The organism is Vibrio diabolicus (assembly GCF_011801455.1).
Classification (GTDB): Bacteria; Pseudomonadota; Gammaproteobacteria; order Enterobacterales; family Vibrionaceae; genus Vibrio; species Vibrio diabolicus.
In genome coordinates, this window is sequence record NZ_CP042451.1 from 1,019,157 (window position 1) to 1,031,524 (window position 12,368).

General features: G+C 42.0%; 6 protein-coding genes. 3 read left to right on the top strand and 3 right to left on the bottom strand.

Translation table 11 applies throughout. The features are described from left to right. Window positions 1-35: 35 nt before the first annotated feature. Window positions 36-398 (bottom strand): hypothetical protein, encoded by a 363-nt coding sequence (locus tag FR741_RS04850; RefSeq protein WP_041852910.1) that lies wholly within the window; start codon window positions 396-398, stop codon window positions 36-38. 488 nt (window positions 399-886) lie between these two features. On the opposite strand from FR741_RS04850, the gene FR741_RS04855 reads away from it, so the two are divergent. Further along, window positions 887-8,137, top strand: coding sequence for an RHS repeat-associated core domain-containing protein (locus FR741_RS04855; protein WP_167426349.1), 7,251 nt, complete (start codon window positions 887-889; stop codon window positions 8,135-8,137). 58 nt (window positions 8,138-8,195) lie between these two features. On the opposite strand, the gene aqpZ is transcribed toward FR741_RS04855, so the two are convergent. Together aqpZ and FR741_RS04865 are read right to left on the bottom strand one after the other, a co-directional pair. Next, the gene (gene aqpZ, locus FR741_RS04860; RefSeq protein ID WP_053808790.1) at window positions 8,196-8,894 is read right to left on the bottom strand and encodes an aquaporin Z; all 699 of its coding nucleotides are present in this window, start codon (window positions 8,892-8,894) and stop codon (window positions 8,196-8,198) included. A 206-nt stretch (window positions 8,895-9,100) separates the two neighbouring features. Continuing rightward, on the bottom strand, window positions 9,101-10,360 hold the full coding sequence (locus FR741_RS04865; protein ID WP_031780611.1) for an SLC5/6 family protein: 1,260 nt from the start codon (window positions 10,358-10,360) through the stop codon (window positions 9,101-9,103). A 317-nt stretch (window positions 10,361-10,677) separates the two neighbouring features. Between FR741_RS04865 and FR741_RS04870 the strand changes: the two genes are divergently transcribed. Both FR741_RS04870 and FR741_RS04875 read left to right on the top strand, forming a co-directional pair. Next, window positions 10,678-11,058, top strand: a complete 381-nt coding sequence (locus FR741_RS04870; RefSeq protein ID WP_005397224.1) for a RidA family protein — start codon at window positions 10,678-10,680, stop codon at window positions 11,056-11,058. A gap of 15 nt (window positions 11,059-11,073) precedes the next feature. Next, window positions 11,074-12,351 carry an L-cysteine desulfidase family protein gene (locus FR741_RS04875; RefSeq protein ID WP_167426350.1) on the top strand — a complete coding sequence of 426 codons (1,278 nt, stop codon included), beginning with the start codon at window positions 11,074-11,076 and terminating at the stop codon, window positions 12,349-12,351. The last annotated feature ends 17 nt before the right edge of the window (window positions 12,352-12,368 follow it).

The following is a 12,368-nucleotide window of genomic DNA, read 5'->3' on the forward strand; positions in this document are numbered from 1 at the left end:
CAGCGGCTTTTTTGATTTTGGGAGTTTGGGGTAAGTTAGTTGCTTAGTATTTCTACACCATGAACGTTCAGTCCCAAAACATTATGACAACTTTTATCAATAAGAAGCATAACCTTTTTGTTTTGAGCTTGAGCAGTTGCTACAGCTGAGAATAAGTCCATAGAGGTCGGTTGGCTATCTGGTAGATAAGTAAACTTCTTCTCGCTATTCGACACTTCACAGGGAGTCTCTGGTGTTTCATTAACATGAACTGACATCTTGTGTCCACCATCCCAGTAACGAGCTACCTTATCAATCGTGAATGGTCCATACCACTTCTGCCCTGAGCCAGCATTAGTTTCAGCAAGTGAGCTAAACGATAATAGAATAGTGAGTATGCCAATTAGTTTTTTTTTCATCTTTCTAGCCATGTTGATATTAGATTTTAGCTATAATATTCACTGAATATTATTAATAAACTTAAATATTAAGATATTAATTTGTTTGTGATGTCTATCACGCATTTTTGTTTTTGATATATGAAGTTTGGTTTTTTTTATTATATTGCCTGGTTTTGTCAATTTAGTGTCATATACATGCCTGTTAAAACCAAGTTATCCTTGTGTGCATTTTTGTTGGTCATAATTATTGCGACTGTTGGCTACGTTTTTAGGCTCAACTTCTCATATAAGAATAATGATGAAAATCTAAAGGAAAATAAGAAGATGGATACTTTGAATGTAACTAGCTTTTCAAAGTATGATAACTCTATAAAAATGCTGAGAACTGAACTGTTAAAGAGTCGGATTTTGGAAGGTGATTCAGAAGAACAGTCCGAAAATATAAATAAAAGAATTACTAATTTAGAAAATCAAATATCAGAACTATCTAATTGAAAGGCAGTTAAATGAAAAATTGGCTAGGTGTAATCTTTGCGGGGTTGTCTATTCCTGCAATAGCACAAACGATCGGTACTTTGCCCGGAGAGCTATCGATCGACAAGGGTGTCGCATATTATCAAATACCGATAACACTACCAGCTGGGAAAGGGGGTATAGCTCCTAATCTAGCGCTAAGCTACTCAAGCTCTGGGCCCGTAAGGTCTGAACTAGGGGGCGGCTTCTCGCTTAGCGGCCTGTCTGCCATAAAAAGGTGTGGTGACCATCAAGCGATTGAAGGGCAAGTAAGCTCAGTGACTTATAGTTTTACTGATAATTTTTGCTTAAATGGCACGCGTTTAATTGGTGAAAAAGGTGTAACTGGCAAAGATGGCTCTGAATACCGTTTACACGTAGATAACCAGTCAAAAATTATTCTGAATGGTGATTCAAATGCAGCATCAAGTTACTTCATTAAGCATGATAAAAGCGGTGCTGTTGAAGAATATCATTATAATAACCTTTCGAAGAGTTGGTTGTTGAGCTCCTATAAAAGCAACCCAAGTTCAGAGAGTATCTCTTATAACTATGATAATTTAGGCCAGATATCATCGATACATTACGATTCTTTCAGTGTTGTCTTTAATTATCTTCCTATCAATAGTGGTATTCCTACAAAACATTATAAGATAGACGGAAATGTTCATAGGTATGAATCAAAGCTGACAAGAATTGATATAAGTATAAACAATAAAATAAAAAATTATTACCGACTGGGTTATAAGGAGGTAATCGAAGGTCTTGGTGCCTCCTTTATTGATAGTATTACATATTGCGATGCGAAGGATGATTGTTTACCTGCCACTCAATTTGATTGGAAGGAACATAAAAGCCCAATGAAAGGCCAGATATTCTTTGATGAGAAAATCGCTAATATTGACTTAGGTCATTGGGGGAAAAACACTATCCCTAGTGATTGGGGAAATGCTAATAGAAGTTGGTGGGTTGATATTGATGGGAATAGCGTAGGTGACTTCTGTAAGACTGATGCCCATGGATTTACTTGCCACATGGATGTGTCTCAATCTAGTGTCGCTCGCACCTACAATATAAGTCAGTGGGGAGACGCTCATAGCCATTGGTGGTTAGATATAAATGGTGATAGTAAAACAGAGTTTTGTCGTATAGATGATGGCAAATTACTTTGTGATGCTTTTCATTCAAATAATACAACGACACAACTTTCTTGGATTGTGTTGAACTCCGGGATGAAGGACTTCCGTTGGTGGAGGGACATGGATGGTAATGGCGTACCAGAGTACTGTCGTCGTATAGGTGATGAACTTTTATGCAGTGAACCCAAAGAAGATGGCGAGTGGTCTGATTCAGTACACGTTCGTGGCATAGAATGGGGGCAAATTAAAGACACTTATTGGACCGATATAAATGGCGATGGTGGTAGTGAACTTTGTTCTGTCGAAGGGCAAACGATTAAGTGCACGTCTTTTTCGGGTAAATATCTAGTTCAAAAAAATATTAGTTTTCCAATTAGTTCTGTAGGTCAGCCAGATTCCCGTTGGTGGGTGGATGTGAATGGCGATAATGCCATCGACTTTTGTCGCATGACGGATAACGATGCTAGCAAAACAGTTAATCTAACTTGTTCTCTTGGCTCTCTTGGTTCGTTGCATAAATTCGAAGACGATATAGAGTTTGTTAAAAGTGATGATTGGACAGGCGAGCTCGGGAGCGTAGATAAACGTTGGTGGCTCGATTTGGATCAGGATGGTGTTATAGATTTCTGCCGTGGCGTCGGTAACAAGGTCCAATGTGTCAACGCTTATAAGTACCAATATGAATTTGATGTTGATAATTGGGGGACTGGTTTTAACTCATTCATTGATTTGAACCAAGATGGTAAGTTTGAGCTCTGTAAGAAGAGATCTAACCGTCTAGAATGTCAAACCACTGCTCAGAGCAACCATTCTCCATTATTGCTTGAAAAAGTGACAAATGGTCTAGGACATATTTCTTCAGTATGGTTTGGCCCATACGGTAATCACACGCCTTCTGACTCTTTTAAGTCTGATGATTCTGGTCTTTTTAACTTACCAGGCTCTTTCCCTGTAGCTTATCGTCTTGAGACCGACAACGGACATGGAAAAAATAACTACTTATTCCAATATGGTCCTGCAAAGCGCTCTAAAGATGGTCTAAAACACAATGGTTTCGAATGGATTCGACAGCGAAGCTTTGTTAATGAAAAAAACACTCTCAACCAAGAGTTTCAATTTAATACAGAATTTCCTTACTCAGGCACATTGAAAAAGCAAACCGACTATTTTGCGAATGGACAAAAGTGGTTAAATGGTTGCGGTGATTGTAGATCGAATGACTTTTGGAACTTTAGAGAGCTTAGTAAAAGTTCCGAATCTGAATTTGAATTTAAGACGCTAAAAAAAGAGTTCAGTGCTACGCAAATCGTTAAAAGTTTCCAACAGCTGTCTTCTGCAGCAGATAAGCATTTAAAGGGTTATAAGCTTATCGAATACAAAGATCAAAAATACGCAGCAAGCGCTGACAAATTTGTTCCTGTTGGCGGTTCAACACTGATGCCAATCATGATTCCTGCCACAGAGTTTTCTTTGGTTGAGGAGCGAACAACGGTACTAGAAGATCAAATACCAGTGTGGCTCATGACGCCAGTATCGGATGATTTGAATCGCGAGCTATCTGCATTATCTGGTCAAGCTCGATTCGTGAAGGCGATCACAGCTACAGAATACGATGAAATCGTCGAATGGGTTGAAACTCCAACAGTCGGTAACACCTTTGCATTTTATACCTCAGAACGAAAGGACTACCAATACTCTGAAAGTGGTGAACTTCTTAGTACAGTTACCGTAGAGCAGAGTGATGTCGATACATTTCTGAATGTTGGTAAAATTACAACGACAACAACCGGACTTAATCCGGTCACCGGTTATAGTGACACGTTTGTTGAAATTACCCAAAACGCGTATGTAAATAAGGTAGATTCTTGGTTAATCGGGTTGCTCGATTCGACTAAAACAACTTACATTCACAGCGATGGTAGCAGGATCTCTCAAGAGGCTACTTTTAAATATGACAATGAAACCGGTTTGTTGCGTGAGCACACGACGCTACCAAATACGCCATATTCCATGGTTACCATCAAAGAGCGAGATGGAAACGGTATTGTTACTAAAGAAAGCGTTACTGCGACTAACGGGGGGAGATTAGAAACTCGCTCTACTTCCTTTAAACATTCCTACGTAGGGAATAGTGTTGTAACCGAGGTGACAAACCCTGCAGGACACGTCTCGTCTCAAACTGTTGATCTATTGTCAGGGCTAATTGTAAAAGTTGATGAAAACGGTCTTTCTACTTCGACAAAACTCGATGGTTTTGGTAGAGAAGCCGAGGTGTCTGTTGTAAACACTTCTGTAAAATCTGAGATCAGTCGCTTTCCTGCGGGAGACAGTCGTTGCTTATTCAATGTTAACAATGCGAGTTACTGTGTTATCAATCAATCGAAAAACTCAGGCAAGAAGATCAGCTTTTTTGACTTTTTAGAAAGAGAAGTGAGAAGAGCCTCTTTATCGGTAAACGGTAAGTGGGTTTTCGTTGATTCTGGCTATGATGCATTTGGCAATTTAGTCTCTGCTTCAAAACCTTATTACCAAGGTGATATTCCTCAGTATATTGTCACTCAGTACGACAAATTAGGAAGAGTCATTTCGATAAAAGAACCTGGTCCTGCAGGTAAAGAAGACAGCTGGATTTCTTATTCTTACGGTCCTTTCACAGTAACCAAAACGGACGCCAAAGGTCGAGTTTCTAAAACTTTTACCAACGTATTAGGTTGGGAGATTGAGAAACAGGAGCCGAATGGTGGCAAAGTTATCTACGACTTCTATGCCAATGGAATGTTGAAATCTGCTATTGCGTCAGAAGGAGAAACAGTTCGTACCGAGTACAATATTCAAGGCAATAAATCTTTAGTAGATGATCCAGATCTAGGTTTGTGGACTTATGAATATGACGGTTTTGGTCAACTCGTTAATCAAACTGATGCTAAAGGTCAAAGTACTCATTTCGCTTACGACAACTTAGGTCGCAAAGTCGCTGAGAAAGTAGAATCCAAAGTTAAGCAAAGTGAGAAAGAAGTAACACACATCACCACAAAGGCATGGTTTTACGACAAAGTGGATGGACGCGTCTGGTTAGGAGGGCTACTAAAAGCAACTGTAGATGGAGAACTGGTTAAGAACTACTTCTACAACGGTCTGGGTTTACTGAGACGCGAAGAGACGATTACTCCAGAGCACACATTCGCACGAGATTTAGAGTATGACTCTAACGGGCAACTAATTCGAGAACATAGACCTAACAAGTTTACTCTAAACTACACCCGAGATGCTTTAACGGGTATTAATACGGAAGTCTGGGGAGATATTTCTCAAGCTCAAGTTAATTACACTGCAGCTGAATATCGCAACGTGATTGAGCCTCTAATCAATGAAGCCCTAAATAAAGCGAAAGATTATTTAGTTAAAGTAAAAGATTTACAAGAGCAGCAATTCTTCTACAAGCGACGCAAGGAAGAGTATCAGAAGCTTAAAGATCAGCTTATCTCATTTGACGGAGTGGCTGAAAATGAGGCATTTGCGCGCCAAATGAGGGCGGAGCTACATACTAGACCATTACATATGTACACAAATGAATATGGCGAGCGTTATTTCAAAGTTTCCCCAAGGACAGTGGTGGTCTCTGGAAATGGTTTGATACCTGTAGTTCAGCAACCTAACTTCCATCTTAAGATTGAAGGTAACTTACTAAGAGAGGTAAGCCTTGATGAATGGGCTGCTTTTGAAGCAGGTTTGATCAATCAAAACCAAACTGCGTACTACGGCAACTATTCTGATGGCGGAAGTATAAGTTTAGCGACATTTGATTTGGAAAGGGACGATCCGCTATATGATCAAAGAATGCGTCAAATGTTTGATGAACTCAATTCACTCTCAAAAGAAGTAGATAGGCTTGAATATGTGCAAGATACAACGGAATTACGTGTAAATAGCTATCTTTTAGCTGCAGAACAACTAGTAAAATTAGTTAAGCAAGTCAAGCTTGTTTCACAGAAGTACAATAACCTAGCTGTGGAATCTGAAAATGAGTCAGATGCACTACGTTCCCTCAAAGATGATAACCCAGCTGATGGACGGATTTCGTACTGGAAGCTCAACGATATGGACGCCGAAGGTCGAATTACATCAGAGGTTTTAGGAAATGGCTTAGTTAATAGTTTCGATTATCATGAGAGTAATGGTCAACTACTCAATATATACACTAGGCAAGGTTCCAAGCTGCTGCGTGGCGTTCATTACACCTACGACAGAATGGATAATGTGCAGAGTCGCCGAGATCTTGTTAATGATATACAAGAAAATTTCTACTACGACGATCAAGACCGACTAACAGACTACCATTTGTCTGGTATTGGTGCAGCACATGCTGAGAATCCGTTATTTAACAAAAAGTATTCCATGTCTTATGCTGCGAATGGCAATATCAAATATAAGTCTGACGTTGGTCATTATATCTACGCAGATCCGTTACACAAGCATGCGGTAACTCAAGCTGGGGATAATACATATCGCTACGATGAAAACGGAAATATGCTATCTGGCGGAGGGAGAACAATTGAATGGACAGGCTTCAACAAGCCTTCACGTATTCAGCAAGAACAAGGCTGGGTTGACTTTAAATATGATGAGTCGAATCAGCGAGTCAGCAAGCGTAGTAGCGATGGAAGCAGAACTTGGTACCTCGGTAAGTCCTACGAGTTAAAAGAGCTAGCATCCGGGGACATTCAACAAACTCAGTACATTTATGCTGGGAATGGTCTGGTCGCTATAAATGTGAACTCATTGAAGACTGATGGACAAGGAAGCTATGCATCTGTAGATCGCCAAATTCGTTATAGCCATACAGATGCGCTTAAATCGGTTGATATGGTAAGTGATATGTGGGGGAATATTGTTGACCGTAAGCTATATGACCCTTGGGGCAAAGAGAGAGCGTTTACTTGGAAAGCTGACAATGTGTTGTTGCCTCAACCTGTATTGTTGAATCGTGCATTTACAGGGCATGAGATGCTTAATGAAGTTGACTTAATCCATATGAACGGTCGTTTATATGATGCAACATTAGCACGATTTATCAGCGCTGACGTTTACATACAAGCTCCTGATAATAGTCAATCATTCAATCGATACAGCTACGTTCTCAATAATCCTCTTAAATACAACGATCCTTCTGGCCATTTCTTTAAGAGAATTAAAAAAGAACTTAAACGTCAATGGAACGACGTACGAGAGTTCACCTCTCGTTACTCGAGAGAAATCGTCGGTATCGTTGTGGGGATCGTCGTCACTGTCGCCAGTGGTGGTACGTACAGTGTGTTGCTAGCCGATGCTGGTGCAAGTTTCTTCTCTGCAGGGTCTCTTACTAATGCCATTGCTGCCGGTGCACTTGGTGGCGCCACTGGTGGGGCTGTAACCGGTGGGATCATTAGTGAAAGCTGGAACGGAGTTGGCAAAGGGGCTGCGATTGGTGCAATTACAGGCGCTATCGGAGGTTACAATAGCTTTAAGCCAACGAGAGGATTTGCACATGCAGCCACGAAAGTAAGTGTCGCAGCAGCTGGTGGTTGTGCTACAGGTGAGATCGCGGGTGGTTCATGTGAAAAAGGTGCAAAATTTGCCGCATTATCACAAGTTGTTGTGCTTAGCTTTGAGTACATGAAAAATGTTACAGATCGCTATAAGATTAGGTCTTGTGAAGTTGCTAACTCAGGCTCAGTCTGTAAGAACAATGTTGATGGTGAGCTATTGACTGACGGTACTCGTGGTAGCAAGCCTATGTGGAACGAGAAACCGACGCAAACTTTGTTCACGGAAGGAGGTATGGCGCGAGAGGCTTCTGGCGCACATCTTTACAATGAGAATGGGCTCATAGGACGTTTCGTTAACAAAGTATCTAAAGTTCATGATTACTTTAACTCTGATGTTTCGAGATTGTTTGGCTTCCATGGATATGACCAGATAACTGGATTTTGGTTAGAAGGAGGGACAATGTATAACCACTTGTTTCAAGCTTATAGTTTCTCTGGGATGCTGCCTGCTGCAATATATACAGGTGGTGCACTAGTCGCACCATATCCTATTTATCCTTATTCGCAGTTAGGGGATTAGGTAAAAGACAAAAGCCGCTGAATTCAGCGGCTTTTTTGATTTTGGGAGTTGAGAACGATTAATCGTTCGATTCTTTACCAAGAAGGTTTTTGTAGATAACTGCACCAAGTACACCACCCAAAATAGGCGCAACCCAGAACAGCCATAATTGAGAAACTGCCCAGTCACCCACATACATTGCGACTGCTGTACTACGAGCCGGGTTTACTGAGGTGTTTGTGACAGGAATGCTGATCAGGTGAATAAGAGTCAGACACAAACCAATCGCTATAGGTGCAAAACCTTGAGGTGCACGTTTGTCTGTCGCCCCCATGATTACGATAAGGAACATCATCGTCATTACAACTTCAGAAACTAGCGCAGCAAGCATGGAGTACTGACCCGGCGAGTGTTCACCATAACCATTGGCGGCAAAGCCAGAACCCACAACATCGAATCCAGCTTGTCCTGTCGCGATGACATAAAGAATGCCACCAGCGATCAGCCCGCCGAGCACTTGTGCGATGATGTAAGGCGCAACGTCTTTTGTCTCAAAACGACCGCCAGCCCAAAGACCAACCGTCACTGCCGGGTTCAAGTGACAACCTGAAATATGACCGATTGCAAATGCCATGGTTAAAACGGTTAAACCAAAGGCCAGAGCAACGCCCAGCAGACCAATACCCACGTCTGGGAAACCTGCAGCCAACACTGCGCTACCGCAACCGCCTAATACTAGCCAGAACGTACCAAAAGCCTCTGCTAAATACTTGTTCATGTTATTTCCTAATTTCTACTTAAATGACCCGCTGAACATAGTCGAGAATTGTCAATTAAGTGTGAGGGAGGTCTCGTAAAGACTGCAAATAGGACGGTATGTGGCAAGAGTTCTCAAGGATGAGAGAAAAGCAAGGAGAGGAGAGGTTGAATTTTAAGTTTGCCTTGGCCATCACTACCTGAGTAACAGCCAAGGCAAAGTAGGTTTTAGCTAAATGCGACGAAAGGTGATACGCACAACAAAATACCAGTCGCAATAATCAAGTAAAGCGACGCGCCTTTGTATTTGTGTAAAGAAGGCACTTGGTAGACAAGGTAAGCTGGAATCAAACAGCCAATCAAACCAAAGATAGGGCTACATACTGATGTGAAGCTCAGAACTGGTAGATTCAATACAATTGCACCCCACGCCATGAGAATCGCAAAGAGAATGATTCCCTTGGTGACTAAGTCTTTATTGATCTTATCTTCAGGCATGACCTTTTTTAGAGCCAGCATCGCTAGACCTTGGCAAGAATCGCGGAAACCTAAGTACACGCCAAAAAACGCTGTCATTACTGAGAAAATATTCAGCATCAAACTCATTAGTTTTAGCGTCGTGCCGTCCATGCCTTGCGCAACCATCGCAAGAGCAGAGATGTTCTCTTCTGCTGCTTTAACCGCTTGTTCATGTGACATCGCAAGCGTAAAGGAAATCGCGTAGAAAAAGACCGTCACAAACAAGATACCGAAAGCAATTTTCATTGCGCGCATGGCTTTAAAGCGAGCAACCTCAATCGATTTTTCTTTTGATCGGTATGAGATCACCATTGGGCTCAAGCTTTGAATGAAGAGAATAGACGTTAGAGTAAACGGCAGTAGCTCAATTGCATCTTTCAAACCAGCGCCTGTTTCTGGAATTGCACCGACATTCGCTACATCCCATTTTTCGATCATCATGACGCCAAGTAATGCAACGGTACAAAGTTTAATCAGTACAAGACCAGTACTGACCTTAAACAAAATCTTTTCACCACGAGATGCAATAGCGACCAGCGCGCACACTAAAGCCAGACCATATAGCGGGTTTTCAGACAATAAACCTTCCGTGATGCCAAAACTATGTAGGAAAGATGCCGAGTCATTGTTGATAGCTGTTGAGTAAACAAAGACCCAAATCACCAACATGATGAAGTAGAGCACACCTAATAACGCCCCCCATTTGTTACCAAGGTAGCCGGAAATGACGCCAGCGTAATCTTGGCACTTTGGTGAACTTGAGAGAGTGTTGATGAAAAGGCGTTGGAACAAGTACATCGCTGGGTAGCCGATTACGGCAGAGGCCAAGAATACCCAAAGGCCCAATACGCCAACTTTTACTGGTAAAAAAACAATACCGGCGCCGATTGCCATGCCGATACTCATGATCACCCATCCCCAGTCTGTGCTATCAAACTTGATCGCGGCTTTCCACTCATCTAGGGCCATGCCTGCTTTTACGTGCGGTGGCTCTTTACCGATGGGTAAGGTTTGTGTAGGTGCTGTCACGCTCATTTTATTGTTTCTCTTGTTAGTATGAATTTTTCTCAAATTTAATTGAGAAAATGTATATCACCAATTTTTTTGTGGAAAATTCAGATAAATTTGAGATCTTGGCGAGGAAGTTCAAATAAATTGGAGTTTTTAACGAATTTTGTGATCTGATCTAGTTGTTTGGTTCATATTTAATTGAAAAAATAACGCTAATACGGAAGTTAAATTAGAAACTTCTTAATAAAAAATAAAATTTATGTGAGGATTTAAAAATGAAAAAATTGATTTCATCTGAACACGCGCCTGCTGCTATCGGACCTTATTCACATGGCACTAGCTATGGCGATTTGATTTTTACTTCTGGCCAATTACCCGTTGATAAGGCAACAGGAAAAGTAGTTGAAGGCGGCATCAGTGCACAAAGTCATCAATCTCTTACTAACTTGAAGCACGTTTTAGAGGCTGGTGGTGGCAGTATCGATACTGTTTTAAAAACAACGTGTTACCTATCGAATATTAATGACTTTGCCGAGTTTAACAAGGTCTACGCAGAGTTTTTCCAACAAGATTGTCCGGCACGCAGTTGCTTCGCAGTGAAAGATTTACCTCTTGGCGTGTTAATTGAAGTCGAAGCGATTGCTCATAAAAAGTAATACGGAGAACAGAGCATGAACCAGCAATGGACACAATATATCCAAATCATTAAGCGAGTCGTGAAACCTGCATTAGGATGTACAGAACCCATTGCTGCTGCGTACGCGGCAGCAGTTGCTAGAAAAGAGTTGGGCGCATCCGATATTGATGCGATAGAGGTGCGTGTTTCAGACAACCTATTTAAAAACTCGATGGGTGTTTTCGTACCCGGAACGGGCAAGATAGGCCTCAAAATTGCCGCCTCAGTTGGTGCATTAGCCGGTGACCCAACAGCAGAACTGGAAGTGTTGGCTCGGATTAATGAGCAGGATGTCGCTGCTGCGCAAAAATTGATAGATGAAGAGCGAGTAACCGTAGCGCGCATGGATACGCAAGAATTCATTTATTGCAACGTAACGCTCTCCTCTGGTGACGATGTTGTTTCGGTCACGATCAGTGGCGGTCACACCAACATTCTCCAGATCATGCGTAATGGCGACGTGATTTTTGATGCCCCATCACAGCAACGCGTTGCGACCGCTTCCGTTTGTGAAGGTGTGGATATTTCGATCAAACAAATCTATGAGTTTGCCACTCAAGCACCTTTTGAAGAGATCAAATTCATTCTCCAAGCTGCAGAGCTTAATACCTTGCTGGCTCAAGAGGGTATCGACCGAGGTTACGGCCTAGAAATTGGACGCACGCTAAAAGGCAACATCGAGCAAGGCTTATTGGGCAATGACTTAATGAGTCGTATACAGATGATGACATCAGCGGCGTCTGATGCTCGCATGGGAGGGGCGACGTTGCCAGCCATGAGCAATTTCGGCAGTGGGAACCAAGGTATTGCCGCTACAATGCCAGTTGTAGTTGCCGCAGAAGCATTTCAAAACGACGAAGAACAGCTGGCTCGCGCGTTGATCATGAGTCATTTAGGGGCTATTTACATCAAATCTTATTACCCACCGTTATCCGCATTTTGTGGCAACACTGTTACCAGTGCGGCAGCTTCTATGGCGCTGGTGTATTTAGCTGGTGGTACATTCGAGCAATCATGCTACGCCATTCAAAACGTCATCAGCGACAGTTCAGGTATGGTGTGCGATGGTGCGAAGTCCTCTTGTGCGATGAAAGTGTGTACTTCGTCGACAACGGCGGTGCGCTCATATTTGATGGCGATGGGTAACCACAGTGTTAAGAATCAAGGTATAGTAGGCGAAGAAGTTGAGCAAACGATAAGAAATGTTGGCTCAATGGTTCGTTTCGGTATGCCCTATACTGACAAATCTATTATCGATATTATGTCGGCCTAACCTCCAGTTTTTGCTAA

Coding starts and splice junctions, on each gene's coding strand:
- FR741_RS04875 (WP_167426350.1), top strand. CDS start 11,074: ATGAACCAGCAATGGACACAATATATCCAAATCATTAAGCGAGTCGTG.
- FR741_RS04850 (WP_041852910.1), bottom strand. CDS start 398: ATGAAAAAAAAACTAATTGGCATACTCACTATTCTATTATCGTTTAGC.
- FR741_RS04865 (WP_031780611.1), bottom strand. CDS start 10,360: ATGGCCCTAGATGAGTGGAAAGCCGCGATCAAGTTTGATAGCACAGAC.
- FR741_RS04870 (WP_005397224.1), top strand. CDS start 10,678: ATGAAAAAATTGATTTCATCTGAACACGCGCCTGCTGCTATCGGACCT.
- aqpZ (WP_053808790.1), bottom strand. CDS start 8,894: ATGAACAAGTATTTAGCAGAGGCTTTTGGTACGTTCTGGCTAGTATTA.
- FR741_RS04855 (WP_167426349.1), top strand. CDS start 887: ATGAAAAATTGGCTAGGTGTAATCTTTGCGGGGTTGTCTATTCCTGCA.